Origin of the sequence: Xanthomonas sp. CFBP 7698, from assembly GCF_003600855.1 — a bacterium.
In the GTDB taxonomy this organism is placed as follows: Bacteria; Pseudomonadota; Gammaproteobacteria; order Xanthomonadales; family Xanthomonadaceae; genus Xanthomonas; species Xanthomonas cannabis.
The window spans coordinates 1,084,630-1,111,513 of the sequence record NZ_PRDN01000001.1; the positions used below are offsets into that span (position 1 = coordinate 1,084,630).

22 protein-coding genes are annotated in these 26,884 nt (G+C 68.0%); 11 read left to right on the forward strand and 11 right to left on the reverse strand.

What is annotated here, in order from left to right:
• Positions 1 to 79: 79 nt before the first annotated feature.
• Both XnspCFBP7698_RS04570 and XnspCFBP7698_RS04575 read right to left on the reverse strand, forming a co-directional pair.
• Positions 80 to 2,485, reverse strand: a complete 2,406-nt coding sequence (locus XnspCFBP7698_RS04570) for an EAL domain-containing protein (protein ID WP_147423581.1) — start codon at positions 2,483 to 2,485, stop codon at positions 80 to 82.
• A gap of 258 nt (positions 2,486 to 2,743) precedes the next feature.
• Positions 2,744 to 4,648: a DEAD/DEAH box helicase gene (locus XnspCFBP7698_RS04575; RefSeq protein WP_104580543.1), complete on the reverse strand. Its 1,905-nt coding sequence runs from the start codon at positions 4,646 to 4,648 to the stop codon at positions 2,744 to 2,746.
• 170 nt (positions 4,649 to 4,818) lie between these two features.
• Between XnspCFBP7698_RS04575 and XnspCFBP7698_RS04580 the strand changes: the two genes are divergently transcribed.
• From XnspCFBP7698_RS04580 to XnspCFBP7698_RS04590, 3 genes are all read left to right on the forward strand, one after another.
• The gene (locus XnspCFBP7698_RS04580; protein WP_104580544.1) at positions 4,819 to 5,319 is read left to right on the forward strand and encodes a sigma-70 family RNA polymerase sigma factor; all 501 of its coding nucleotides are present in this window, start codon (positions 4,819 to 4,821) and stop codon (positions 5,317 to 5,319) included.
• A 28-nt stretch (positions 5,320 to 5,347) separates the two neighbouring features.
• Positions 5,348 to 5,995 (forward strand): hypothetical protein, encoded by a 648-nt coding sequence (locus tag XnspCFBP7698_RS04585; RefSeq protein WP_104580545.1) that lies wholly within the window; start codon positions 5,348 to 5,350, stop codon positions 5,993 to 5,995.
• 160 nt (positions 5,996 to 6,155) lie between these two features.
• The gene (locus XnspCFBP7698_RS04590; RefSeq protein WP_047695671.1) at positions 6,156 to 6,398 is read left to right on the forward strand and encodes an RNA-binding S4 domain-containing protein; all 243 of its coding nucleotides are present in this window, start codon (positions 6,156 to 6,158) and stop codon (positions 6,396 to 6,398) included.
• Between the two features lie 176 nt (positions 6,399 to 6,574).
• Here the strand turns inward: XnspCFBP7698_RS04590 and ubiM are convergent, their stop codons facing one another.
• From ubiM to XnspCFBP7698_RS04615, 5 genes are all read right to left on the reverse strand, one after another.
• Complete coding sequence (gene ubiM, locus XnspCFBP7698_RS04595; protein ID WP_104580546.1) at positions 6,575 to 7,750, reverse strand: 5-demethoxyubiquinol-8 5-hydroxylase UbiM; 1,176 nt, start codon at positions 7,748 to 7,750, stop codon at positions 6,575 to 6,577.
• An 86-nt stretch (positions 7,751 to 7,836) separates the two neighbouring features.
• A complete protein-coding gene (locus XnspCFBP7698_RS04600; protein ID WP_039411317.1) occupies positions 7,837 to 8,238 on the reverse strand; it encodes an MAPEG family protein in 402 nt (133 codons plus the stop codon).
• 25 nt (positions 8,239 to 8,263) lie between these two features.
• Positions 8,264 to 8,809, reverse strand: coding sequence for a DUF4019 domain-containing protein (locus XnspCFBP7698_RS04605; protein WP_047695670.1), 546 nt, complete (start codon positions 8,807 to 8,809; stop codon positions 8,264 to 8,266).
• 240 nt (positions 8,810 to 9,049) lie between these two features.
• Complete coding sequence (locus XnspCFBP7698_RS04610) at positions 9,050 to 9,304, reverse strand: hypothetical protein (RefSeq protein ID WP_047695669.1); 255 nt, start codon at positions 9,302 to 9,304, stop codon at positions 9,050 to 9,052.
• A 78-nt stretch (positions 9,305 to 9,382) separates the two neighbouring features.
• Positions 9,383 to 10,564 carry a hypothetical protein gene (locus XnspCFBP7698_RS04615; RefSeq protein WP_104580547.1) on the reverse strand — a complete coding sequence of 394 codons (1,182 nt, stop codon included), beginning with the start codon at positions 10,562 to 10,564 and terminating at the stop codon, positions 9,383 to 9,385.
• Between the two features lie 269 nt (positions 10,565 to 10,833).
• Between XnspCFBP7698_RS04615 and XnspCFBP7698_RS04620 the strand changes: the two genes are divergently transcribed.
• From XnspCFBP7698_RS04620 to XnspCFBP7698_RS04635, 4 genes are read left to right on the forward strand one after another with little or no spacing between them, the layout of a single operon-like run.
• Positions 10,834 to 12,297 (forward strand): DNA-3-methyladenine glycosylase 2, encoded by a 1,464-nt coding sequence (locus tag XnspCFBP7698_RS04620; protein WP_104580548.1) that lies wholly within the window; start codon positions 10,834 to 10,836, stop codon positions 12,295 to 12,297.
• Entirely contained in the window at positions 12,294 to 12,839 is a 546-nt protein-coding gene (locus tag XnspCFBP7698_RS04625) for a methylated-DNA--[protein]-cysteine S-methyltransferase (RefSeq protein ID WP_104580549.1), read from the forward strand. Before XnspCFBP7698_RS04620 ends, XnspCFBP7698_RS04625 begins: the two co-directional genes overlap by 4 nt.
• 37 nt (positions 12,840 to 12,876) lie before the next feature.
• A complete protein-coding gene (locus tag XnspCFBP7698_RS04630) occupies positions 12,877 to 14,181 on the forward strand; it encodes an ectonucleotide pyrophosphatase/phosphodiesterase (protein WP_104580550.1) in 1,305 nt (434 codons plus the stop codon).
• Between the two features lie 53 nt (positions 14,182 to 14,234).
• Complete coding sequence (locus XnspCFBP7698_RS04635; protein ID WP_104580551.1) at positions 14,235 to 15,572, forward strand: chloride channel protein; 1,338 nt, start codon at positions 14,235 to 14,237, stop codon at positions 15,570 to 15,572.
• A 186-nt stretch (positions 15,573 to 15,758) separates the two neighbouring features.
• Here XnspCFBP7698_RS04635 and XnspCFBP7698_RS04640 read toward each other — a convergent pair whose 3' ends face one another.
• Positions 15,759 to 15,941 carry a 30S ribosomal protein THX gene (locus tag XnspCFBP7698_RS04640; RefSeq protein ID WP_008571876.1) on the reverse strand — a complete coding sequence of 61 codons (183 nt, stop codon included), beginning with the start codon at positions 15,939 to 15,941 and terminating at the stop codon, positions 15,759 to 15,761.
• Between the two features lie 282 nt (positions 15,942 to 16,223).
• Positions 16,224 to 16,640 (reverse strand): MerC domain-containing protein, encoded by a 417-nt coding sequence (locus XnspCFBP7698_RS04645; protein WP_047695869.1) that lies wholly within the window; start codon positions 16,638 to 16,640, stop codon positions 16,224 to 16,226.
• A 161-nt stretch (positions 16,641 to 16,801) separates the two neighbouring features.
• On the opposite strand from XnspCFBP7698_RS04645, the gene XnspCFBP7698_RS04650 reads away from it, so the two are divergent.
• Positions 16,802 to 18,868 carry a TonB-dependent receptor gene (locus tag XnspCFBP7698_RS04650; RefSeq protein WP_047695872.1) on the forward strand — a complete coding sequence of 689 codons (2,067 nt, stop codon included), beginning with the start codon at positions 16,802 to 16,804 and terminating at the stop codon, positions 18,866 to 18,868.
• 392 nt (positions 18,869 to 19,260) lie between these two features.
• On the forward strand, positions 19,261 to 21,642 hold the full coding sequence (locus XnspCFBP7698_RS04655) for a TonB-dependent receptor (protein ID WP_104580589.1): 2,382 nt from the start codon (positions 19,261 to 19,263) through the stop codon (positions 21,640 to 21,642).
• 337 nt (positions 21,643 to 21,979) lie between these two features.
• Here the strand turns inward: XnspCFBP7698_RS04655 and XnspCFBP7698_RS04660 are convergent, their stop codons facing one another.
• Together XnspCFBP7698_RS04660 and XnspCFBP7698_RS04665 are read right to left on the reverse strand one after the other, a co-directional pair.
• Positions 21,980 to 23,011 carry an aldo/keto reductase gene (locus XnspCFBP7698_RS04660; protein ID WP_104580552.1) on the reverse strand — a complete coding sequence of 344 codons (1,032 nt, stop codon included), beginning with the start codon at positions 23,009 to 23,011 and terminating at the stop codon, positions 21,980 to 21,982.
• 142 nt (positions 23,012 to 23,153) lie between these two features.
• The gene (locus XnspCFBP7698_RS04665) at positions 23,154 to 24,362 is read right to left on the reverse strand and encodes an MFS transporter (RefSeq protein ID WP_104580553.1); all 1,209 of its coding nucleotides are present in this window, start codon (positions 24,360 to 24,362) and stop codon (positions 23,154 to 23,156) included.
• 100 nt (positions 24,363 to 24,462) lie between these two features.
• On the opposite strand from XnspCFBP7698_RS04665, the gene XnspCFBP7698_RS04670 reads away from it, so the two are divergent.
• Positions 24,463 to 25,368: a LysR family transcriptional regulator gene (locus XnspCFBP7698_RS04670; RefSeq protein ID WP_104580554.1), complete on the forward strand. Its 906-nt coding sequence runs from the start codon at positions 24,463 to 24,465 to the stop codon at positions 25,366 to 25,368.
• 494 nt (positions 25,369 to 25,862) lie between these two features.
• Entirely contained in the window at positions 25,863 to 26,825 is a 963-nt protein-coding gene (locus XnspCFBP7698_RS04675) for a metallophosphoesterase (RefSeq protein ID WP_104580555.1), read from the forward strand.
• The last annotated feature ends 59 nt before the right edge of the window (positions 26,826 to 26,884 follow it).

Consider the following 26,884-nt stretch of genomic DNA (forward strand, 5'->3'; position numbering starts at 1 on the left):
TCGGATTATCGGCGATTTGGCGCCGGCAACGCACTCTCGCATCGCCGTGCGCCGCTAGCGCGACGCCTGCCCGCAGGCCTCATCCGGTGATTGCCAGCAGCGGTTGCGGCGCGACCAGGTCTTCCAGCGGGCATGGGCGGTGCAGGCTGAAGCCCTGTACCTGGCCGACGCCAGCTTCGCGCAGGCCGGGAATATCGGCTTCGGACTCGACCCCTTCGGCCACCACCTCGATCCCCAGGGCCAGGCCGACCTGGGCGATCGAATGCACCGCCGCGCGGTCCACCGCATCGTGCGCGTAATTACGCACGAACCCGCAATCGATCTTCAGCACATCCACGGTGAACTGCTTGAGGTAGCCGAACGAGGCCAGCCCGCTGCCGAAGTCGTCCAGCGCCACGTGGCAGCCGCGTGCGCGCACGCTCTGCACGAAACGCTGCGCGTGCTCCAGATCGCCGATCACCGCGGTCTCGGTGATTTCCATGCACAGCTTGGGCACCAAGGTGGGGTAGCGCTCGAACAGGGCGCAGACAAAATCCAGGAAATCCGGCTGCGCGATCGACTGCGCGGACAAATTGACGTGGCACAGGTCCAGCGTGGCCACATGCATCGGGTTGTCGGCCAAGTGCGCGCACAGGGTTTCCAGCACGTAGGCATCGACCATGCGCCCGAGCCCGTACCGCTCCACCGCCGGCAGAAACTCGCCGGGGCTCAGCACGCGCCCGTCGCGCGCGCGCATGCGCACCAGCACTTCGTACTGCACCCGCCCGGGGTCGCTGAGCACCTGGATCTTCTGCGCATACAGCAGCAACCGGCTTTCGGCGATGGCCTGCTGCACCGCGCTGATCCAGCCACCGTCATGGCGGCGGCGCGCCAGTGCCAGATCGTTTTCGCTGAAGCAGCGAATCCGGTTGCGGCCTTCTTCCTTGGCCGCATAGCAGGCCAGATCGGCCGCGGTCATCAGTGCGTTGACATCGCTGGCGCCGTGGCAGACTTCCACCACGCCGAAGCTGCAGCTCGGCGTCAGCGGCTTGCCATCCTGATGGCTCCACGGCTGCCCGAGCACCCCGTGCATGCGCTCCAGCAAGGCCTGCGCCTGCGCCAGATCGGTGTTGGCCAGCAGGATCGCGAATTCGTCGCCGCCCAGCCGCCCCAGCCAGTCGCCCGGACGCAGCTGCATGGTGATGACATCGGCGAAGTGGCACAGGAACTTGTCGCCGACCGCATGCCCGAAGGTGTCGTTGACCAGCTTGAAATGATCCAGGTCCACGAAGCACAGCGCATGGCACAACTGTGGCGATTGCGGCAGCTCGATCAGCTTCAGCAAGCGGCGTTCGATTTCGCGGCGGTTGATCAAGCCGGTCAAGGCATCGTGGCGCGCGTGGTAGGCGACTTCGTCGGCCAGCTCGTGCGCATGCGAGACATCTTCGATCACCGCCAGCACCAGCGTGGGTTCTTCCGGGCCAGGCTCCACCAGCGACGCGCTCCAGCGCCCCCACATCACCCCGCCATCGGCGCGCAGGAAGCGCAGCTCGCCCGATTGCAGCAGGCGCGGCCAGTCGATCATGCCGCGGCTGTCCAGCACGATGTCGTCCGGGTGCATCACCTGCGCCAGTGTGCAGGCCTGCAGCTCCTCCGGGCGATAGCGCAGGATGTTGGCCATCGAGGCGTTGGCGTCCAGCACGTGGCCTCGCAGATCGAACTTGACCATGCCCAGCGCCGCCTGCTGAAACGCGGTGCGGAAGCGGCCTTCGTGCGACAGCAGGTAATCGCGGATACGGCGCATGGCCAGCACGCAGGTGGTCAGCACCAGCAGCAGGGTGGCCAGGCTGCAGACCACCATCACATCGTGCAGCAGCCGCGCACAGCGGGTCAGCAACACCAGAAATTCCGCCGCGATGCGGCGCATGCGTGCGTCCAGCAGATGCAGCTCATCGCGCAGCGCCTGCAGGGTGCGCGGGTCGGGCGTGGCGGTGGCCTGAGCGGACGCGGCGCGGTCGGCCAGCGCATTCAGTTGCAGGATGTCGCTGTCGGTCTGCTTCCACAGCGCGATCGCCTCGCCCAGATGCGGTACGCGCTGGCCGTAGCGGTACAGCCGCACCATCTGCGGCATGTCCTCACGGGCATTGCGGCCGGCGGCCAGCCCGGCGTAGACCGTGTCCCAGTCGATCACCGGCTGCTCGACCGCGATGCGCGCCGAGCGATCGCCCAGCGGCACCTCCAGCGCCCGGCAGGCCGCCTGCAGATCGGCCGGGTCGCCACTTCCCAGATAGCGCTCCAGCCAGTAGACCGACTCCTGCTGGGCCTTGGACCAGTGGCTCTCGCCGACGATCCAGGCGGTGGCTCCGGACTGGATCTCGATCACCAGCGCCGAGATCACCGCCATCGCCACGGCCATGCCGATCAGGAGCGCCAAAGGAAGCGTCAGCCAGCCGCGCATCAGATGCAGGGTCTGCCCACCACTCTTGCTGCGTGCTGCCTGCCCCATTGCCATCCGTCCTTCGCCGCGCCGATGCGATTCAGGCGCCCAGTGGGCGCCTGAAGGCAGTAACGGCCGCAATGGCCCAGTCTGTATGGCAGGGTTCGCGTGCCGGACGACCGGTCGGGCCGGTTGCAGGCGGCGGGACGACGTCCAGGGCGGCGCTGGAACGGGCCCGGCAACGACGCCGGACTTGCTATGCGCTTACAGGCATATCCAAATCAACCACTTGCAGCACCTGCCGGCTGCCGCCGGCCCCGGCCGCGCTTACTCGCCGCGCGGCTTGGGCGGGCCCTTGCGATGCGGCGCGCCGGAGCGGTCCATCGGACGGCCCGGGCCGTTCGGACGACCGGACGGCTTGCCGCCTCGCGGGAAGCGTGGCTTGGCCGCCGACGCTGCGGCTTCGCCGTCTTCCAGCTTGCGCATGTTGAGCTGCTGACCGGACACCCAGACCTTCTTCAGGTGCGTGAGCAACTCGCGCGGCATGTCGGCCGGCAGGTCCAGGATCGAGTAATCGTCCTGGATGTCGATACGGCCGATGTAGCGGCTTTCCAGGCCGGCCTCGTTGGCGATGGCACCGACGATATTGGCCGGCTTCACGCCGTGGGTGTGGCCCACTTCGATGCGATAGCTTTCCATGCCGAACTCCGGCTCGCCGCGTGGTGCCGGCTCGCGACGCGGACGCTCGCCGCCGGCATCGTCGCCGCGCGGCGGACGCGGTGCGCGCTCGCCGTCGTGGGCACGCGGACCACGCTCGAACTTCGGCTCGAAGCGCGGACGCTCGCCACGGTCGGCACGTTCGTTGCGCTCGCGCGGTGCGAACTCTTCGCGCGCACCACGCACCGGCGGGGTCAGCAGGAACGGCGCATCGCCCTGCAGCAGCTTGGCCATGGCAGCGGCGATATCGATCGCCGGTACGTTGTTTTCGGTCTCGTAGCGCTGCAGCAGATCGCGGTACATGTCGATCTGACCACCGGCCAGGGTCTCGGTGATGCGGGTCATGAAACGCGCCACGCGGGTGTCGTTGACCGCATCCACGCTCGGCAGCTGCATTTCTTCGATCGGCTGACGGGTGGCGCGTTCGATCGAGCGCAGCATGCCCTTCTCGCGCGGGGTCACGAACAGGATCGCGTCGCCGGTGCGCCCGGCACGGCCGGTACGGCCGATGCGGTGCACGTAGCTTTCGGTGTCGTAGGGAATGTCGTAATTGAGCACGTGGCTGATGCGTTCCACGTCCAGACCGCGGGCGGCCACGTCGGTGGCGACCAGGATGTCCAGCTTGCCGTCCTTGAGCTGGGCGATGGTCTTCTCACGCGCGGCCTGCTGCATGTCGCCGTTGATGGCGGCCGCAGCCATGCCGCGTGCCTGCAGCTTCTGCGCCAGTTCTTCGGTGGCCGCCTTGGTGCGCGCGAAGATGATCATGCCGTCGAACTGCTCGACCTCGAGGATGCGGGTCAGCGCGTCCAGCTTGTGCAGCCCGCTCACCCACCAGTAGCGCTGGCGGATGTTGGCCGAGGTGGTGGTCTTGGCCGCGATGGTGACTTCGGCCGGGTCCTTCAGATAGGTCTGCGCGATGCGGCGGATGGCCGGCGGCATGGTGGCCGAGAACAAGGCCACCTGGCGCTGCTCCGGCAGCTTCTTGAGCACGGCTTCGACGTCGTCGATGAAGCCCATGCGCAGCATTTCGTCGGCTTCGTCCAGCACCAGGGTCTTGAGCTGCGACAGGTCCAGCGTGCCGCGGTCCAGGTGGTCGATCACCCGGCCCGGGGTACCCACCACCACATGCACGCCGCGCTTGAGCGCGCTCAGCTGCTGGGCATAGGGCTGGCCGCCGTACACCGGCAGCACGCGGAAGCCCGGAATGGCCTCGGCATATTTCTGGAACGCCTCGGCGACCTGGATAGCCAGCTCGCGGGTGGGCGCCAGCACCAGGGCTTGCGGCTTGACCTGGTTGAGGTCGGCGTTGGACAGCACCGGCAGCGCGAACGCGGCGGTCTTGCCGGTACCGGTCTGCGCCTGGCCGAGCACGTCGCGGCCTGCCAGCAGCGCGGGAATGGTGGCGGCCTGGATCGGCGACGGCGACTCGTAGCCAACGTTGGCGACGGCTTTCATCACAGCGTCCGAGAGGCCGAGGTCTGCAAACAGCAGCGGCGCGGAAGATTCTTGGGTCATGGGTAACTCCGGGGGCGCCGCACGGAGCCGGCAGGCGCAAAGCAGCATAGTGTGCGCCCTTAGACCCCCTCCTGTCGAAGGGCCGTGACGTTCCGTTCAGGTTGTGAGGATTCGCCCGCTGCGACGAATCATCTGTTCGACCCTTGTCATCCACCCACGCGGCCGGAGCCATGTCCCTGGAAACAGACCTGCACACCCGCTTCAACGCCTTGTTGCAGCAGCACCGTGGCATCGTCCTGAAGGTCGCGGCCAGCTATTGCTGGAACCCGGACGACCGTGCCGAGCTGGCGCAAGACATCACCGTGCAGTTATGGCGTGCATTTCCCGGCTATGACACCGGCCGGCGTTTTTCCACCTGGATGTACCGCATCGCCTTGAACGTGGCAATCAGCGATCTGCGCGGCCGCAGCCGCGTGCCGCACGACCCGCTCCCGCTGGAGGCGGTGGCCGACAGCATCGCCGACCCGCTGGCACACGACCCGGCGCACGAACAGCAGGTCGCCGCGCTCTACGGCTTTATCGCGCACCTGCCGCAACTGGAACGGGCCTTGATGCTGCTGTACCTGGACGCGCACAGCTACCGCGAGATCGGCGAGGTGCTCGGCATCAGCGAGACCAACGTCGCCACGAAACTCAGCCGCCTCAAGGCACGCATCCGCGCCGAACTCTGACCACCCCGCTTAGCCGAAGGAACACCCGATGGAACTCGACGACATGCAACGCGCCTGGCACGCGATGGAACACCGCCTGGATCAGCACACCACGCAGATCGGCCACATCAGCGGCGAACTACGTCGCCATGCGTCGCGCGCCAGCCTGCGCCCGCTGTGGCTGAGCCAATCGGCGCAATTGCTGTGCGCGGTGGTGCTGCACATCCTGATCGCGCACAGCTGGCTTGCCCATACGGATCAGGCCGCGGCGATCATCGGCGGCGTGCTGCTGCAGCTGTGGAGCATTGCGCTGGCGATCTCCGCACTACGGCAGCTGCAGCTGTTGGCACAGCTGGACTTTGCCGGCCCGCTGCTGCCCACGCAGCGCGCGCTCGCGCAGTTGCGGCGCTGGCGCACGCGGGTAGCCCCGTGGCTGGGCGTGGCGTTCTGGGTGCTGTGGGTGGCGGTGGCGGACGCCGGCTGGCGCGCACTGACCGGCCTGACCCTGCCGCACGACTGGCTGCTGCTCAATCTGCTGGTGGGTGTGCTCGGCGGTATTGGTACCTGGCTCGGCTATCGACGGCTGCAGCGCAGCCGCCATCCGTGGCTGGAGCGTATCGACAACGCGCATGCCGGGCCCGGGGTCGTGCGTGCCGAAGGCATGCTCGATGAAATCGCACGCTTTCGACGCGAATAAGCGCGCAGACGCGGCCTACGACGATCGTGCAATGGATGCAGCCAGTGGCCTGGGTACCGCTGCGCCACCGATTGCAGCCGCCGGCCCCGTCGTCCTGCCACGGTGGTGTTGTGGACGGCGACAGGCGGATAATCGCTGTCTTCCTGTCATCGAGCGCAGCATGCAATTCCTGGAATTCGACCTGGACGGCGAGTACATCGAACTCAATCAACTGCTCAAGCTGGCCGGCATTGCCGACAGCGGCGGCCAGGGCAAGGCGATCGTCGCCAGCGGTGCCGTCAGTGTCGATGGCGTGCAGGAACTGCGCAAGACCGCGAAGATCCGCCCGGGCCAGCTGGTGCAGCTGGATGAGGTGGAGATTCGTGTGCTGGCGATGGACCCGGATGCCGACCACCCTGCATGACGCTCGTTGAGCGGCCAGCGCAACATCGCGCCGTCCCCGGATGATCCGGCGTAAGACTGCAACACGGGCGAACCGCCTGCATCGGGCGGCATCGCGCAGCACAGCCTGGCGCTTGTGATCACGCCACCCGACCCGCGATGTGGTGACGATCGACCTGGGACGGTCTTCTCGACGCGTCAGCTGCGCTGGGTCAAATGTGCCGCAATCGCCTGCCGGAAAGGAGCGATCGCATGCGCCGCACGCAGCGCGCCGCCTCGCAACACGCGCGCCGGCAGGCGGTCATCGGTGTAGAGCGCAGCCAGGGCATTGGTCGCCTCGAACAAGGGCCGGGTGGCAAGGCGGTGCACGCGTTGGTAGTCATGCAACAGCCCGGCGCTGCCGATGTCGCGCCCGGCAGCGGCGGCGGCACGCACGCGCTCGGCTAGGCGCGCCTGGCTCTGCAATCCAAAGTTGAACCCGTGCGCGGTGACCGGATGCATGCCCACCGCCGCATCGCCGATCAAGGCCGCGCGCTCAACCACGAACCGGTGCGCGTAGACGGCAACCAGCGGATAGGCATGCCGGCTGCCGTCCTGGTACATGCGGCCGAGGCGATGCTCGAATGCGTCACTGACGGCGGCGCTGAAGTGGTCTTCATCCAGCGCAAGCAGTGCGTTGACCTGTCGCGGCGGCAGGGTGAGCACGGCGCCGGCGCGATGACCGTGCAACGGCAACAACGCCAGCGTCTTGCCGTAGCCAAACCACTCCAACGCCGCATGCCGGTGCGGCAGCGTGTGGCGCATCCGGCACACCAGCATGGTCTTGCCGAAATCGCGCAACTGCGCCCCGATGCCGAGCAGCCGCCGGGTCGTGGAAAACCGGCTGTCGGCCGCAACCAGCAGGCGCGACGACAGCCGCTGCCCATCGGAGAGTTGCAGCTCCACGCGACCGGCACCGTGGTGCAGCGCGTGCACGCTGCAACCGCAGTGGATCTGCAGTCCATCCTGCGTCTGCACGGCCTGCCAGGCCGCGCGACGGATCAGATGATTGGGTACCAGCCAGCCCAGCGCGCCGGCAGCGGGCGCAGCCGCGGCAAAGGTCAGCGCAAAGGACGAGTGCCCATCCATGACGCGCGCATCGCGCAGTGGCGAGATTGCCGTTGCGGGGAACTGCTGCCAGATGCCCAACTGCTCCAGCACGCTACGCGAGGCATGCGTGAGCGCAATCTCGCGTCCATCGAAGGCCGGTTCGGCAAGCGACTCGCGCGGCTGTTGGTCGATCAGCGCGACCGACAGGCCGCTGCCGGCCAGGGCACGTGCAAAACCGAGCCCGACCGGCCCGGCGCCAATGATCGCGATATCCACCGATTGCATGCTGCGCACCCGCGACTGCCGATGCGCCCAGTCTAGACGCTATCCCTGGCCTGCCCCTTGATCAGGATCAGGCGCGCATCCACACGTCACCAGCCCAGCAGCGCGCGCAGCAGCTTGACGATGCCCCAGAACGACACCACCCAGATCGCGCTGCGCACGTAGGGAATGCCGGCCGCATAGGCCGGCACATAGGCCACGCGCGCCCACAGATACAGCTGCACACCCAGCGCGGTGTCTGCGCTGGTGCGCCCGGCCACGCTCACCGCCAGCACGGCGGCGGCGAAGATCGGAAAGGTTTCCAGATAGTTGCGGAACGCGCGGTCCAGACGCGCCGCAACGCCGGTCAGCGGCTTGGCCTCGCCGTCGCGGGCGCTGGCGTTCCATTTGGTGCCACGCTGGGCCGTCATGCTGCCGGAGGCCGCCAGCAGCTGTACCAGGCCAAGCACCATGGCCCAGCCGAGCATCTGCAGTTCGATGGTCAATTGCATGCAAGGCTCCTAGGAAGCGGCACCATCACTTGGCCGCCGTGCGCAGGCTGTAGCCGGCAACGCGCCAGGTCTTGTCTTCGTCCAGACGGAACGAAACCAGTTCACGCACCGGCTGCGGCGCATTGGCAAACCGGGTCGGGAAACTGACGTTGACGTACAGCCCCTCGGGCACCTGCGCACCGGGGCCGTACTTCACCCGCGTTACCGAGCTCTGGCCGCGCCCGACCACCGCACCCAGGCGCGCACGCTCGCCAGCCAGCTGGGCGACGAAGGCGTCGCGCTTGACCGCGGTCTTGGCGACAGCGGACGCGCCGTCCCACAACGAAGCGGCTTTATTGGCATCGACCATCTGCGCCACGCGCAGGGCGGCCTGGGTCATTTCGATGTCCTGCTTGGCCACCTGGGCCTGCTGGGCGGCGCTCGGGGCGGGAGCCGGCTGCGCCGCAGACGGCCGCTGCGCGGACGGCGTTGCCTGCGTGGCGGTGGCCGGGCGGCTGGACGGCTGCGGCTGTTGGGCAAACGCCAGCGCGGGAGCCAGCACAAACGCGACAAGCAAACGAGGACGGAGCATGGGACAGGGACCTTGTACGGATCGGATGGAGGAAACGGGCCGCAGCGTGCGCTGCGCTGCGCAGTCTATGGCGCGACCTGCGCAACACAAGTGCAGCTGCGGATGTCGCGATGGAATCGCTGGAAAACGTCTCGATGGTGGGTGCCAAGCGGGCGCAGGTCGGCTTGATGGGAATGAGGCGGGCAACCCATCGCGCACGCCGCATCCGAAGGCGAGAAGAGTGCCGGCCGAGCGCAGTGCCTATACCTCACCGCCCGGTGCGGGCGGCACCGTCGCCACGCTGCGTGGTCGCCACAGGCGCCAGCTGACCCAGAACGCGCGCGCGATGGCCGCAATCAAGGCCGCTAGGCTGAGCCACATCGCCAGGGTGGCTGGCCACTGCTCGTGCATTGCGGCAGCGGCCACACGCAGCAGCTCGGCCACGCCAAAGCCCACCAGCACCAGCAGGGCGGACGGCAGATATGCCAGCAAAACGCCTTTGGTCTTCCCTCGCATACTGCCCCCCCGGCTCGGTTGTGTTCCGGCGACGATAGGCAGCGCCCAGTGCGATACGCGTGAAACCTGCGGCCGGCCTCAACCGTCGGCGTGGGCGGCTGACGGCGGCGCCGGCACGGAGTCGGCGGCCGGCTGGGCGTCCGGCACGGCCGGTGCCTGCTCGGCGGGGGCGGCATCGCGCTGCGCGTCGGCCGCTGGGGTGGTCGGCAGGGCCGCCGCGTCGGTTTCGGCCAGCGGGCTTTCTTCCGGGCAGGCCGCATCCGGAAAGCCGAAGCGTTGCTTCAAGGCCAGGCCGCAGGCATTGACCGCATCCAGGTCCGCGCCCTCGCCCTTGCACTTCTGGTCGAAGGCGACCAGAAACGCATCCTTGCGCCGCACGAACGCATCGCCGCACTTGCGCATCTGGCGGATCCGCTCCAGGTCGTCCTGCACGGCATTGGTGCCGTCCAGCCCGTACTCGCGCAGCTCTTCCATGGTGAGCAGGCGCAGGCTGCGGTTGGGCACGGTCATCATCAGATCGGCCACCGCCACCGCCACACCGTTGCGCTCCAGATAATTCTTGACGTTGCCGTAGACCTCGCGCAGCTCGCGATTGAGCTCGGCGCGCGAGGTGGCCTTTGAGCTGATCCGCATCATCCGGTGGATGCCGACCTTGCCGGCGACCAGGCGGTTGTCGCCGGCCGCCAGCACGAACACGCAGGCGCTGTGACACACCGAGCCTTCGCGCACCCAGATCGTCCAGTTGGATTCGCCGATGGTGTCGCCGGCGCGGATCGCCGCCTCCACCTGCCCGCCGCTGGAATCCAGGTCCAGGATGCGATGCGGCAACTTCCATTGCTCGGCCACCGAGGCCAGCCGCCACACCAGTGCGGCGAAGCCGGCGTTGATCTTGCCGGCGTAGCGCACCCGCACCAGCCCGGTCTCGCGGCACGGCGCCAGCGCCGCTTCCACACTGGCCCGGTCCAACGCCGGCAGCAGCGTGCCGTCGCCGGCTTCATGGCTGTAATCGGTCGCGCAACTGATCCAGGCCTGGCCCGATTCCAGCGCTGCCTGCGGCCATCCCGCCTCGCCGGCCTGCGCGCGCGGACGCGGCGGCGGCGCCACCGGCTCGGGCGTATCCACCGACACCATATGGTCGCCATCGCCGGCCTGCGCGCCGCCGCTCTGCTGCGCCGCTGCGGTATCGGCGGAGGTGCTGGCGCGATCGCACGCCGCCAGCAGAAGCAGACACGCAAGGGACAGGCAAATCGGTTTCAACATCGGGTGCGGGCCATCGAGAGCGTGAGCGGGCTCCCAGTCTAGGGCGGACGCGCAGCATGCCCCGAACCCGACCTTAACCTGGCACCCGTCAGGCCAGTTGCCTGCATGCGTGCGCTACGAAGCATCCAGCGGCATCGCGCCCCGGCGCAGGCGGCGCTGACGTCGCGGCGGTTGCACATCGTTCGCCTCGGACGAGGCGGCATCACGCTGAGCACAGTGCTGTCCGAAAACGGCCAGCCGGGGCGATGGGCAGCGCATAGACTGGCGCCATGCAATCGCTCACGCCCGACCGGACCCAATGCGACCGCGCCCGCCTGGCGCGCGATGCGCGCTTCGACGGGCTGTTCTTTACCGCCGTGCGCAGCACCGGCATTTATTGCCGCCCGGTGTGCCCGGCGCCGGCGCCCAATCCGGGCAACGTAAGCTACTACCCCAGCGCTGCGGCGGCCAGTGCAGCCGGCTACCGGCCATGCCTGCGCTGCCGGCCGGAGCTGTCGCCGCAGGCGCAGCAGCATCTGGGCGACGAGAGCGTGCAGCGTGCCCTGGCGATGATCGCCGACGGCGTGTTGCAGGAGCAGCCGGTGCAGACCCTGGCCGATGCGGTCGGCGTAAGTGCGCGGCAATTGCAGCGGCAGTTCGTGCAGCAGCTCGGCGCCACGCCGATCCAGGTGCATGGCACGCGTCGGCTGCTGCTGGCCAAGCAACTGCTCACCGAAACCGCACTGCCGGTGACCGAGGTCGCGCTGGCCGCGGGCTTCAACAGCCTGCGCCGTTTCAATGCGGCCTTCGTACAGGGCTGCGGGATGCCGCCGTCGGCCTTGCGCAAGCAACGCGCCGAAGTCCCCGGCGGCGAACTCACGCTGCGCCTGGGCTATCGGCCACCGCTGGACTGGCCGGCGATGCTGGCATTCTTGCGGCGCCGTGCGATCCCGGGGATCGAGCAGATCGATGCCGGCAGCTACCGGCGCGTGATCGGCACGCCCGGCAACGCCAGCGTGATCGAGGTCGCACCGGCGCCGCAGCGCGCCGAGCTGCTGCTGCGCATCGGCGCCACCGACCCACGCCGGATCCCGCAGATCGTGCGCCGCGTGCGCCGGCTGTTCGACCTGGACGCGGACCTGCAGGCCGTGCATGCCACGCTTGCCCAGGAGCCGCTGCTGGCCGAGGCGATTGCGCGCCGGCCCGGCCTGCGCGTGCCGGGGGGATGGGACGGGTTCGAAGTGGCGGTGCGTGCGGTGTTGGGCCAGCAGATCAGCGTGGCCGGTGCCACGACGCTGGCGGCGCGCCTGGTCGACCGCCACGGCGGCCAGCATGCCGACATGCCGCCAGGCCTGGACCGCAGTTTTCCCACCCCCGCGCAACTGGCCGACGCACCGCTGGAACAGCTGGGCCTGCCACGCGCCCGCGCCGCCACCTTGCGGGCGCTGGCCGGCGCCTGTGCGCAAAGGCGGCTGCAGTTCGGTGCCGGCCAGCGGCTGGTCGATTTCGTCGCGGCCTGTACTGCCCTGCCCGGCATCGGACCGTGGACCGCGCACTACATCGCCATGCGCGCGCTGTCGCATCCGGATGCGTTTCCGGCCGGCGATCTGATCCTGCAGCAGGTGCTTGGCGCGCCGGAGCGGCTGAGCGAGCGCGCCACCGAGGCGCGCTCGCAGGCATGGCGGCCATGGCGCGCGTATGCGGTGCTGCACCTGTGGCATCTGGCCGTCGATCACAAGGAACCCCGCCCATGAGCGCAGTGCGTTACGACACTTTCCCGTCGCCGATCGGCGCGCTCACCGTGGCCGCCGACCACGCTGGCGTACGCCACATCCTGTTCGCGCAGAACCGTTACGACGCGGCCGGGCGGGCGCGCTGGGTGCACGATCCGGAGGCCGCACTGGTGCGCGAGGCGCGCGAGCAACTGCTGGACTATCTGCACGGCGGGCGACGCCGTTTCGACCTGCCGTTGGCGCCGGCCGGCACGCCGTTTCAACTGGAGGTCTGGCACACGCTGGCGCAGATTCCGTTCGGCCAGACCTGGAGTTACGTGCAACTGGCGCAGGCGGTGGGGCGGCCTGCCGCCAGCCGTGCGGTGGGCGCCGCCAACAGCCGCAACCCGCTGCCGATCGTGCTGCCGTGCCACCGCGTGATCGGCGCCAATGGGGCGTTGACCGGCTTCGGCGGCGGCCTGCCGACCAAGCAGGCGTTGCTGCAGCTGGAAGGCTGGTCGCCACGCCAGAGTGCACGCGCCGACGATCTGTTCGCCCACGCACACCCGCCCCACACGCCCTGACTTCGCGACGTCATCGCCGCGCCTTACACTCGCGTGCATGATCGACCGACGTCTTGTGTTCGCCGCAATGGCCAGCGTGCTGCTCGCGGCCTGTACCTCCCAGCCTTCCGTCCGTGGCGCTGCGCCACCCTCGCCCGCTGCAGCGTCGCCCGCACAGGACGCGGCAGCCGATGCCAGCGCGCACACCTTGCTGCTGATCTCCATCGACGGGCTGCGTGCGGACATGCTCGATCGCGGCATCACCCCGCACCTGTCGCAGCTGGCGCGCGAGGGCGTGCGTGCGCGCTGGATGACGCCGTCGTATCCGTCGCTGACCTTTCCCAACCACTACACGCTGGTCACCGGGCTGCGCCCGGACCACCACGGCATCGTGCACAACAGCATGCGCGACCCGGCGCTGGGCAGTTTCTGGCTGAGCAAGCCCGAGGCGGTGGGCGATGCGCGCTGGTGGGGTGGCCAGCCGTTGTGGGTAGGCGCAGAAAACGCCGGCCTGCATGCGGCGACATGGTCGTGGCCGGGCAGCGAAGCGGCGATCCAGGGCGTGCGGCCCACCCAGTGGCGCCATTACGAAGAAGGCATCGGCCTGGAAGCACGCGTGGACACCGTGCTCGGCTGGCTGAGCGACTCCGGCGCCGCACGCAAGCGATTGGTCACGCTGTACTTCGAACACGTGGACGAAGCCGGCCATGACCACGGCCCGGAGTCGCGCGAATACGCCGACAGCGTGCGCGCGGTGGATGCCGCCATCGGCCGGCTGCTGGCCGGGATGCAGCGCGACGGCACCCGCGCACGCACCAACATCATCGTGGTGTCCGACCACGGCATGGCCGAGGTGGCGCCGGGCCATGCGATCAGCGTGGAAGACATCGCGCCGGCGACGGTGGCCACCGCGCTCACCGACGGGCAGGTGATCGGGTTTGCGCCAATGCCCGGGCAACAGGCCGCCGCCGAAGCCGCCCTGCTCGGCACGCATGCGCAGTACGACTGCTGGCGCAAGGCAGAACTACCGGCGCACTGGCATTACGGCAGCAACCCGCGCATTCCACCGATCGTGTGCCAGATGCATGAGGGCTGGGACGCGTTGTTCCCGGACAAACTGGCCAGGCGCCCGCAGCAGGGCATGCGCGGCTCGCACGGCTTCGACCCGGCGCTGCCATCGATGCGTGCGGTATTCGTGGCGCAAGGCCCGGACCTGGCGCGGGGCAAGACCCTGCCCGGCTTCGACAACGTCGATGTGTATGCCTTGATGACGCGCCTGCTGGGCATTGCAGCTGCGCCCAACGACGGCAACCCGGCCACCTTGCTGCCGGCACTGCGCGTGCCGCCGGACGCTGCACACTGAAGCACTGAGCACACTGTCCACCGACGACGGCCGGCGGGTGCGACAATGCTGCGATGTCCGTTCCCGATCCGTCGCCGCGTCGTCTGCGGCCGCTGTTGTCCAGCGCAGGCTGGCGTCGCCGTGCGGCACTGTGGGGTGGTGCGATCGCGGTGGCCCTGGTGGCGATCGTGTTCGCCAAGGCCAGCGATGCGGCCTTCCACCTGTTCCAGCGCATCACCGCACACTCGCTCTGGTGGGCACTGCTGCTGACGCCGGGCATCTTCGCCCTGCTTGCCTGGCTCACCGCCGGCGCCCTGCGTCCCACCCGTGGCAGCGGCATCCCGCAGGTCATCGCCGCGCTGGAGCATCCGGACCCGGCGTTTCGCGAGACCAACCTGTCGCTGCGCGTGTCGGTCGGCAAGCTTGCCTTGACCACCTTGTCATTGCTGGGTGGCGCCTCGGTCGGGCGCGAAGGCCCCACCGTGCATGTGGGCGCCAGCCTGATGCATGTGTTCGGGCGCTGGTTTGGCTTTCATGATCCACGCGAGCTCTCGCATTTTTTGCTGGCCGGCGGCGCTGCCGGCATTGCCGCGGCGTTCAACACGCCACTGGCGGGGGTGGTGTTTGCGATCGAGGAATTGAGCGGGCGCTTCGAGCACCGCTTTTCCGGCACCCTGCTCACCGCGGTGATCGTGGGCGGCGTGGTGTCGCTGGGCCTGCTGGGCAACTACACCTATTTCGGCAAGGTGGCGGTGGCCTTGCCGCTGGGCCAGGCCTGGCTGGCGATCGCGCTGTGCGGCAGCGTGGCCGGGCTGCTGGGCGGGATCTTTGCGCGTCTGGTGCTGGCCAGCGTCAGTGGCAAGCCGCGCTGGCTGGGCAGCCTGCGCCGGCGCCACCCGGTGCTGTTGGCGGCGTTGTGCGGCCTAGCGTTGGTCGGGTTGGCGCTGGTGTTCGGGCAAGGCGCCTTCGGCACCGGCTACGAGCAGGCGCGCAGCCTGGTGCAGGGGCAGGCAGTGGTGGGGCACGAATTCGGGCTGATGAAGCTCATCGCCAATCTGGTGTCGTATCTGGCGGGGATTCCGGGTGGCCTGTTTTCGCCGGCGCTGGCGGTCGGTGCCGGCATCGGCCACAACCTGTCGGTGCTGATGCCGGGCGTGGACCCGCGCACCTTCGTGCTGCTGGGCATGTGCGCGTACCTGACCGGCGTGACCCAGGCACCGCTGACCTCGGCGGTGATTTCGCTTGAGCTCACCGATACCGGGCAGATGCTGCTGCCGATCCTGGCCACGGTACTGATCGCCCGTGCGGTGTCCGGGCTGGTGTGCAAGACGCCCATCTACCGCGGGCTGGCCGAACAGCTGCTGCAACCGGCAGCGGCGAACCCGGCGCCTGCTGCGGACACCACGCGCTAGGTGCGGCGCGCCACGGATGTGCCAACCGAGGCGATGCAGCGTTGCCGCGTACCGGCGGCGGCCCGGGCTGGTCGGCACGGCAGCCGACGGTGATGGCGATGGCCATGGCGATGGCGATAGTGCTGACGTCGGGCATAAAAAAACGCGGCGCAAGCGCCGCGTTTCGATGTCGCGAAGTGGCTGGAATCAACCGGCCTTGGCAACGGTCTTCTTGGCAACAGCCTTCTTGGCCGGCGCCTTGACCACGCCCTTCTTGGCAACCGGGGCAGCTGCACCCACGACAACCTTGCTCACCGCGTGCGAACGCGAATTGCCGTAGCTGGCGTTATAGCGCTTGCCCTTGGCGGTCTTACGGTCACCCTTACCCATTTCGTCGACTCCTGAATGTGAATACAAATTCCCGTGCTGGCACGGGTCTGGCGAGGTTTGCACCGGCGGCGCCCTCGCGCAAGGCCGGCAAGCCTATCACGTCGGCCGCAAGGCGCGCAGCCCGGCGGTAGAGCTGCCCAACGCTGGCGCCGGGCAAGCGGCCTGCCCGTGCAGCGCGCCGGTGCCTGGTCGGTACCGAATATCCATCATTGCGGTCAGGTGCCTGCAGCAGCTCAAGGCGTCGCCGGCGCACCCTGCCGACTGCCGTACGACTCAGCCGACTCAGTGCGCGCAGCTGGCATCGTGGACATGCCCGTGCCCGTGGTTGAGACGCAGATTGACCAGATGCGCGATGCCCACCAGGGTGCCGCCCAAGGTCATCACCACCGCATGCGGCACCACCGAGTGATGCAGCGGCTCGTACAGCAGGCCCAGCCACAGCAACGCCAGGCCCGGCAGCAGCAATGCCAGCGCATGCAGCGCCCTGTGCCGGCGATAGCCCAGGACCAGGCTGAACAATCCCAGCAAGGTCACGAACACCACGATGGCCAGTTCCACCCCGTCCCCCAGCCAGAAAGAAAGGCCCAGCGAAGGCGCCAGGGCCAGGACCAGCGGTAGCACCGCGCAGTGCACGGCGCACAGCAGCGACCCGGTCGCACCGAAGCGGTCGAGCAAATGGCGAAGCGTGGGTAGAGGCATGACTTCCAGCAGGTACTCGCGGCGACGTGGAATAATATAACATCTTCCTTGTTCCAGCCCCGCACCAGTGCATCGCGCGGGGCGGGTCTTGCCCGTCGGCGCAGCAGGCAAGCTGCGCCATCCTATTGATATACAGTAACAATCCTGAGAGTCCGGTCGATATGTCCCCCTCCCTCGTTCCCTCGCTGCGCCGCTCCGCCCTCTCGCTGGCATTGGCCGGCCTGCTGTCCCCCGCCCTGGCCATGGCAGACGACGCGTCGGCCGCTGGCGACCCGCAGACGCCACCGTCCTCGGACACCCGGCACGACGCCACGCCCTCCAGCGGCCGCCACATCAAGGATCTGGACAAGGTCGTCGTCACCGCCAGCCCGCTGCGCGATGCCGCCGGTGAGCTGAGCCGCCCGGTCGAGGTGCTGGCCGGCGAGCGCCTGGACGAAGTACGCAGCTCCAGCCTGGGCGAGACCGTGGCCAGCCTGCCGGGCGTGCAGAGTTCCAACTTCGGCCCCGGCGTGGGCCGGCCGATCATCCGCGGCCTGGACGGCCCGCGCGTGGCGGTGCTGCGCGATGGCCTGTCCACCCAGGACGTGTCCACGGTCAGCCAGGACCACTCGCCGGCGATCGAGCCGTTCCTGGCCAACCAGATCGAAGTGCTCAAGGGACCGTCGACGCTGCTGTACGGCTCCGGCGCCATTGGCGGTGTGGTCAACGTGGTCGACGGGCGCATCGCCGAGACCCCGGTGGACGGCTTCAGCGGGCGCGCCGAAGTGCGCTTCGACGGCGGCGACAAGGACGGCAACACCGACATGTTCCGCGTCGACGCCGGCAATGGCAGCGGTCTGTCGGTTCACGCCGATGGCGTGTACCGCAACCAGAACGACTACGACACCCCGCAGGGTCGCCAGCTCAACAGCTGGATCGATTCCAAGGTGGGCTCGATCGGTGCATCGCTGTCCGGAGACTGGGGGTTCGTGGGCCTGTCGGCATCGCGGTTCCGCGACAACTACGGCAACCCCGGCGAGCCGGGCGACCCGTCCATCGGCGAGCGCGGCGTCTCGTTGAAGCTGCAGCAGGACCGCTACGACCTCAAGGGCGGGCTGACCGATCCCTGGGGCGAAGGCAGCGCGCTGCGCTACAGCTTCGGTCATACCGATTACGCGCATACCGAGTTCGAAGGCGATGAAGTGGGCACGGTGTTCACCAAGCGCGCCAACGAGGGGCGCGTGGAAGCGTCGTTTACGTTCGGCGGCGGCTGGCAGACTGCGTTCGGCCTGCAGGGCAGCGACACCACCTTCCAGGCAGTGGGCGAAGAATCCTTCGTGCCCAAGACCGATACGCGCTCGCTCGGCGCCTTTGCCGTGGCACGCAACAGCTGGGAGCGCGTCACCGCCGAAGTCGGCGCGCGCGTGGACAAGGTCAAGTACCAGACCGACATCGGCGTGGACCGCGATTTCACCCCGACCAGCTTCTCGGCCAGCGGTGGCTTCCGCTTCAACGAACAGTGGCGCCTGACCGCCAACCTCGACCATGCCGAGCGCGCACCGGCCGAGGAAGAGCTGTTCGCCAACGGCCCGCACATCGCCACGCTCGCCTTCGAGATCGGCGATGCCGATCTGAAGACCGAAAAGGCCAACCAGGCCGAGCTGGGCCTGAACTTCCAGAACGACTGGGTGGATGCCAAGGTGGCGGCGTACTACAACCGCTACAACGACTTCGTCTACATCGTCGATACCGGCGGCCAGTGGTTCAACGAAGAAGACAACGATTTCCTGCCGATCCGCCAGTGGACCCAGGCCGACGCGATCTTCCACGGTTTCGAAGGCGAAGCCACGTTCCACCTGGCCAACAACGACACGGGTGCGTGGGACCTGCGCGTATTCGGCGACACCGTGCGCGCGCGCCTGAAGGACGGCGGCAACCTGCCGCGTATCGCGCCTGGCCGTTTCGGTGCGCAGATGCGCTGGAATGCCGACCAGTGGCGCGCCTCGCTCGGCGCCACCCGCACGCTGAAGCAGGACAAGGTGGCGGTGAACGAAACCCCGACCGATGGCTACACCTTCGTCGATGCGCATCTGGCGTACCACGTAGACCGCGGCAGCAACGCGTGGGAAGTGTTCCTGGACGGCAACAACCTGACCAACCAGGACGCGCGTGTGCATACCTCCTTCCTCAAGGACGACGTAATGCTTCCCGGCCGCAGCGCCTCATTCGGCGTGCGGATGTTCTTCTGACAGCGGTCTCTCTCCCCCGCTGACTGGAAGCGAGGCCGCCTTCGGGCGGCCTTTTTTATGTGCGGTATCGACGTAACGGCGCGCGGCGCATTGGCACTGCACCGACGCAGGCAGTTGCGTCCGTCACTGCATGCGAGGAGTGGGTCGCAGGATGTGATCGTCGCCACAGCGCAGGCACACCCTGCCGTGCGAACAGCGACACACCGAGACCGTAGCTGCTGCGTCGCACAACAGGCTGCGGCGCATCTGGGGTTAAAACTTCATTGCACTGCGCTGACAGGGGGCGCCAAGCGACGCGACAGCGCGGGCGCGCGCATGCACTGCCTGCCGTTGCATGCGCGCCACTGCGTGGCACGGCAGCGTTCTTGCACCGAGACCAAGGAACCATGCGCATGCGTTTTTCCTCACCCCGCTACACCCTCTCGCTCGCCATCGCCGCCGTGCTGCTGGCACCGGATGGCCACACGCAGACCGCCACGCCCGCCACGGGTCCTCAGGACGCCACCACACTGGATGCGGTGATCGTCAGCGGCACCGCGCGCTTCAAGGGCCTGGCCAAACGCGATGCCAGTTTTTCGATCACCACCGCCAGCCCGGAGCAGATCCAGCAGGCGGTACCGCAAAGCACCGCCGACCTGCTCAAGATCGTGCCCGGCGTGTGGGCCGAACCCAGCGGTGGCGGCACCGGCGCCAACATCTTCGTGCGCGGCATGCCGTCCGAGGGCGATGCGCCGTTCGTGACCATGCAACTGGATGGCTCGCCGTTGTTCCCGCCGCCGACTCTGTCGTTCCTGGAAAATTCCACGCTGTTCCGCGTCGATGACACTGTCGAGCGCATGGAAGTGTTGCGTGGCGGCTCCAGCCCGATCTTCTCCAATGGCCAGCCTGGCCTCACCGTCAATTTCATCCAGAAAAAAGGCCAGGACACGCCGGAAGGCAGCGTGCGGCTGACCGGCGGCAACAACGCCTTGCGCCGCATCGATCTGTTCAACAGCGGGCCGATGGGCAATGGCTGGTACTACAGCGTAGGCGGCTTCTTCCGCGAAACCGACGGCGTGCGCGACCCGCAGTTCGCTGCCGACAAGGGCGGCCAGTTCAGCGCCACCCTGAGCAAACGCTGGGACAGCGGCGAGCTGTCGTTCTATGCGCGGCATACCGACGACAACAACGCGTTCTACACCGCCATTCCGTTGCTCTCGCGCAATAACGGCAACGATCTGTCCAGCTTTCCCGGTTTGAACGCGCAGACCGGCACCCTGCTCGGTCGCGACTTTCGCAACGTCGATCTGCTGGTCGGGCCCAATGGCCAGACGCTGCGGCGCGATCTGGCCGACGGGCGCGGCGTCAATATCGATGTGTTCGGCGGCGAATGGAACTGGGAAAGCGGCGGCTGGACCGTTGCCGACCGCTTCAATGTGATGAGTGGCAGCGCGCCGACCTATGCGCTGTTCACCGGCGACGCACCGCAGCGCTTGAGCGATTTCATTGCAAGCTACGGCAGCGGCGGCAGCGCCAGCTACACCAATGGTGGCGGTGCGGTGGATGCAGATCAACAGGTGCTCGAAGCCGGCTGGTGGTCGGTGGACAAGCGTCTGAACTCCTTCACCAACGACCTGCGCCTGAGCCGCGAGTTGTTTGCCGGCAATACGCTCACCGTGGGCGCGTATTACGCCAAGTATTCCTCGGCCGACACCTGGTACCTGGGCAACACCATGCTGCTCACGGCCCAGAACAATGCGCGCCGCATCGACGTGGCGCTGGACGACGGGCGCCAGGCCACCCGCCAGGGATTTACCAGCACGGCCTTCTTCAATTTGCGCGCGAAGTACGATGGTGAAAATATCGCCGCCTTCGTTGCCGACGAGTGGGAACTCAACGAGCGCCTGCGCCTGGACCTGGGGGCACGCTACGAGCGCCAGAGCGTCACCGGCGACGTGCACGACACCGCAACCGTCGACCTGGACGGCAACCCCGCCACGCTTTACGACAACGCGACCTCGCTGGCGCTGGCCACCACGCGGCGCATCGATCAGGACGATGAAGCGTTTTCGTGGACGGCCGGCCTGAACTTCACGCTCGACCAGAACAACAGCCTGTTTGCGCGGGTCAACTCGGGGGTGAAGTTCCCCGGCTTCGACAATCTGCGCGATGGACAGAACCGCGTGCAGGAAGTGGATCAATACGAGCTGGGATTGAAGTCGGGCGCCAGCAGCTACGACCTGTATCTCACCGCGTTCTACAACACGTTCAAGAATTCGCCGTTCCAGGCATTCCTGTCCAATGGCCAGAACTTCACCGCCGTTGGCGATTCGCGCGCGCGTGGCCTGGAAGTGGAAGGCGCCATCCGCCCGTTCGGCGGCTTCGAGCTGGCCGGCACCGGGGTGTGGCTGGATGCGAACTACCGCAACTATCGCGAGTTCACCGGCAACCAGGTGATGCGCCAACCCAAGCGGCAGTTCCGGCTCACGCCGAGCTATTACTGGATGCTGCCGTTCGGCGACCTCAAGCTGTTTGCAACGTATTCGTACATCGGCGAGCGCTTTGCGGATCTGGCCAACAGCCAGCGCCTGCCGTCTTACGACATGGTCGATATCGGCGCCAACCTGCATGTGGGCGATCACTGGGAAGTGACCGCCAGCGGCAGCAACGTCACCGACACGCTGGGGCTCACCGAAGGCAATGTGCGCGTGCCCGGCGCTGCCACCGGCGGGGTGTTCATGGGCCGGCCGATCGCCGGACGGCAATACCAGATGTCGGTGGCCTACCGCTGGTGATCGGCCGCAGGTGATCCACCGCGGCCGTCCCGCGTGCTGGCACCCGGCCATCACGCGGGCCGTGCCTGGGTCGAGACCATCTGCAAGGTCGGTACGCCGGGCGCTTGCACTACTGCTTCAGCGCTACCGCGGCCTGCTCGCGGGCCGGCTACGACTCGGTGGCAACTGTATTGGACAGCTGCAGGCAGTTGCAGGGCGCTGAGGGTGTGGAGCGATCAGGCCGGAGGTGATTCCACGCGCGGCCAGGTCGTTGTGGCACGACAGCGCTCACGACAGGGATGCAGCGCGCCACGCTGTCGCCGCCGCCGTGCAGCGTGGCGCAATGGTGCAGCCCGCGTCACACCGGCAACGGGCTGCGTTCGGCGAAGTGTCCGCGCCAGTAGGGGTAATACGGATACGGCGGCTCTACTGCGCTGGCCGCATTCAGGCGGGCGCGTTGCGCGTCGGTCAGCGACCAGCCCACTGCGCCGAGGTTGTCGCGCAGTTGCGTTTCGTCGCGCGCGCCGATCAGCACCGTGCTCACGGTGGGCCGCTGCAGCAGCCAGTTGATGGCGATCTGCGGCACGCTGCGGCCGGTCTCGGCGGCGATGGCGTCCAGCGCATCGACGATGTCGAACAAGCGCGCGTCGTCGATCGCAGGCCCGGCTGCGGCGGTGGCGTGCAGGCGGCTGTGTTGCGGCAACGGCTGGCCGCGCCGCAGCTTGCCGGTGAGGCGCCCCCAGCCGAGCGGGCTCCACACCACCGCGCCGATGCCCTGGTCGATGCCCAGCGGCATCAGTTCCCACTCGTAATCGCGCCCGGCCAGCGAATAATAGGTTTGATTGGCAACGAAGCGGCTCCAGCCGTGCGCGTCGGCCACGGCCTGCGATTTCATCAGCTGCCAACCGGCGTAATTGGACGCACCCAGATAGCGCACCTTGCCCGCGCGCACCAGACCGTCGAGCGTGGACAGGGTTTCTTCCATCGGCGTCAACGCATCGAAGGCATGCAGCTGCAGCAGATCGATGTAGTCGGTGCGCAAACGCCGCAATGACGCTTCCACCGCACGCAACAACCGGAAGCGTGAAGCGCCGGCATCGTTGGGGCCTTCGCCCAGACGCAGGCCGGTCTTGGTCGAAACGATCACCTGATCGCGGCGGCCCTGCAGCGCCTGGCCGAGAATGTCTTCCGAAGCGCCATCGGAATACACATCGGCGGTATCGAACAGGTTGAGCCCCACGTCCAGGCACACGTCGATCATGCGCCGCGCCTGCGCCACATCGGTATCGCCCCACGCCGAAAACAGCGGCCCCTTGCCGCCGAATGTGCCGGCGCCCAGGCCGAGCACCGGAACCTTGAAGCCGGAGCGACCGAGAAAACGTGTCTCCATTGCAGAACTCCATGAGTTGGAAGAAGACGCGATGCCGGTCAGCGCCGGCACATCGCCAAGTCACTGGCAAGACAGCGCATCCCGCCACCACCTGCCCGCAGCACCAGGCCTTCGGTACGCGGAGCGTGATCGCCGCGCAGCGTCAGCGTGCCTGCAGACAACCGGCCGACCCGAGAGTGCGCCGACGTTGCAGGTGCACGCTCCACAGCGCGATGGCCAGGCCTAAGGCCGTCAGCAGCGCGGCGACCCACGGGGTGGCCACCAGCCCGGCCCGCGTGGCGATCACCATCCCGCCCAGCCACGCACCCAACGCATTGCCGAGGTTGAACGCGGCAATGTTCAGGCTGGAGGCCAGGTTCTGGCCGGCGCCGCGCGCGTGTTCGAGCACGCGCAGCTGCAACGGCGCCACCGTGGCGAACGCGGCCACGCCCAGCAGACCGACAAACACCACCATCGCGGTCTTGCTGTGCAGGACCAATCCCATTGCCCCGAGCACCAGCACCAGGGCGGCCAGGCTGCCCAGCAACGCAGCGGTGGGGCGACGGTCGGCCAGCCGGCCACCGAGCAGGTTGCCCACGATCATGCCCACCCCGAACACCAGCAGGACCGGCGACACCGCCGCCTGCGCGAACCCGGTGACCTGCACCAGCATCGGCTGGATGTAGGTGAACACCGCAAAGACCCCGGCATAGCCCACCACCGTCATTGCCAGCGCCAGCAGCACCTGGCCGCGTGCCAGCACCGCCACTTCCTGCCGCCACGGCACCGGCGCCGCCGCGCCTGCGGCCGCCGGCACCCACAGCGCCACCGCCGCAGTGGCGAGCACGCCGATGACCGCCACCGCCCAGAACGTGGCCCGCCAGCCCAGTTGCAGGCCCAGCCACGCACCGGCCGGCACCCCGAGCAGGGTGGCCACGGTGAGCCCGGCGAACATCAGCGAAATGGCCGACGCGCGCCGCTCCGGCGGCACCAGCGAGGTCGCCACCACCGCGCCCACGCCGAAGAAGGTGCCGTGGGCGAGCGAGGTCAGCATGCGCGCCACCATCAGGGTGGTGTAGTCCGGCGCCAGCGCGCAGGCCACGTTGCCGACGGTGAAGATCAGCATCAGCCCGACCAGCACCGCCTTGCGCGGCAGGCGGGCGCTGGCCAGCGTCAGCACCGGCGCGCCGACGAACACGCCCAGCGCATAGCCGCTGATCAGCAGGCCGGCGGCGCTGAGCGACACGCCCAGATCGCCGGCCACCTGCTGCAGCAGGCCCATGATCACGAACTCGGTGGTGCCGATGCCGAAGGCACCGATGGTCAATGCCAGCAGTGCTGGCGGGAAACGGGAAGACGCTACAACGGACATGGGCGTTGGCCAGCAAGGATTGCCAACAGGCTGCGCCGCACCGCCCTGTGCAAACAGCCCTGTTATCCTGATTCACTTTCAACAAATGGTTGAGAATTGCATGGACCGGCTCGGCGACATCGCCTTGTTCCTGCGCGTGCTGGACCTGGGGTCGATCACGGCCGCCGCGCACAGCCTGGACCTGTCGGTGGCAGTGGCCAGCCAACGCCTGAAGCGGCTGGAAGGCGAGCTCGGCGTGCGCCTGCTGCACCGGACCACGCGGCGCCTGCATCCGACGGCCGAAGGCCAGCAGCTGGCCGACCGCGGGCGGGTGCTGGTGGACGATCTGGAGGCGCTGGCCGACGATCTGCGTGAGAGCGCACACGATGTCGGCGGCGTCCTGCGCATGACCTTGTCGGCCACGTTCGGACGGCAGTTCGTGTCGCCGCTGCTGACCGAATTCCAGGCGCGCCACCCACGCCTGCGCATTAGCGCGCATCTGAGCGACGACGTGGTGGACCTGGTCAGGCAGGGCTTCGACCTGGCAATCCGCATCGGCCCGCTGGACGACTCCGGGCTGGTGGCCCGGCGCATCGCCGACAACCGCCGCACCCTCGCCGCCTCGCCCGACTATCTGCGTCGCCACGGCACCCCGCGTACGCCGGACGAACTTGCGCAGCACGCCGGCGTGCTGCTGATGGGCCGTGACGGCCGTCAGGATGTGTGGACACTGCAGACGCCCGACGGCGGGCTGGTGCGCGTGCGCATGCAGAGCCGCTTCGAAAGCAACCTGGGCGAACTGGTGCGCGATGCGGTGGTGGCCGGCCAGGGCATCGCCGTACATTCGTACTGGCATATCGCCGACGAACTGCGCAGCGGTCGCCTGGTCGCGGTCATGCCCGATTACCCGCCGCCCGCCTCGCAGATCAGCGCAGTGATGCCGGCGCGCCGGCTGCAGCCACCACGGGTACGCACGTTCGTGGACTTCCTGCTGGAGCGGCTGGGCACGCGGCCGCCGTGGGAGTGACGCACCTTGCGCGGGCGTGAGCGCCTTGTGCGGGCGTGAGCGCCTACGCCTGGTTTGCGCCGCGTGACCGGGGCGCGTGACACCAGTGCTAATGAATGCAACGGCGCTGCAATGGGTTCAGCAGCCGTGCGCGACAAGCGAGTGAGCGCCATGGGTCGCTGTCGATGATGTTGCGAAGTGCGCGCTCGGTCGACGTACAACTCGCGGTCACTGGCAACGCATGACCGCAGCCTGCAATGCGGGCAAAAACGTCATGCGACAGCCACCGCGCCGTCAACCCGCCCGCGCGGCGGCACCGCGACCGTAATGGCGTGCTGCGGGGGATGACGGCCCCACGACCGCGCTCTTGCATCGATCGGCACGTGCATCTCAGGCATGGTCCACGCTGCAATCGCATGACGACGCAAGCGGTCACATCCGGGACATGGCGAGCACATCTGGCTGACATCTACGCTGCCCAAACTGCGCAGCGTGTTCCAGACCCCGCTGCGTTCATGACATCTTTGCCCATCAGCCGGCGACGGCTGCTGACCGGCGCGGCCGCTGCCTCCGCAGTGCTGGTGGCCGGTCAAACCACGCGTGCAATGACCACGGCGTCATCGAAGGACCGGTTTTCCTTCGTGTTCATGACAGACACGCATATCCAGCCGGAGCTCGATGCGCGCACGGGCTGCCTGGACTGCTTTCGCCGTATTGCCAACGAGCCGGCGGACTTCGTCATCCATGGGGGAGACCACGTCTTCGATGCGCTGGAAGTCGATCGCAAGCGTGCCTACATGCTGCGCGATCTGTACTTCGAGGTGGAGAAGGAGATCGGCAAGCAGGTCTATCACACCATCGGCAACCACGACTGCTTCGGCGTGTTCCCCAGCAGCGGCGTGGAGCCCGGCAGCCCGGGCTACGGCAAGGCCTATTACACCGAGCGCTTTGGTCCGCTGTACTACGCCTTCGACCACAAGGGCGTGCACTTCATCGTGCTCGACTCGATCGGCCTGACGCCCGACCGCAGCTACGAAGGCCGGCTGGACGCGGCGCAGATGCGCTGGCTGCGCGACGACCTGGCCGCACTGGCGCCGGGCACCCGCATCATCATCACCACGCATATCCCGCTGGTCACCGCGCTCGGTTGCTACGAGCCACCGTCCTGGACCCACGCGCCGCATAACTGGACCTTCGTGAGCAACGCCCGGGACGTGCTGGCATTGCTCCGTGGCCATACCGTGCTGGCAGTGCTGCAAGGCCACAGCCATGTCGCCGAAAGCGTGGTGCTCAACGGCATCACCTTCGTGACCGGCGGCGCGGTCAGCGGCAACTGGTGGCAGGGGCGCTTTCTTGGCACTGCCGAAGGCTATATGCGCGTGGATGTCGATGGCGACCGCGTGACCAGCCACTACCAACGGCTCGACTTTCAGCCCATCGATCGCCACGACGTCGACATCGGCGATGCGCAGGCGTGATGCACGCGAGTCACTGACGTACCGCAAAAAAACCGATCAGGCCGCTTGCCGCAGGACAT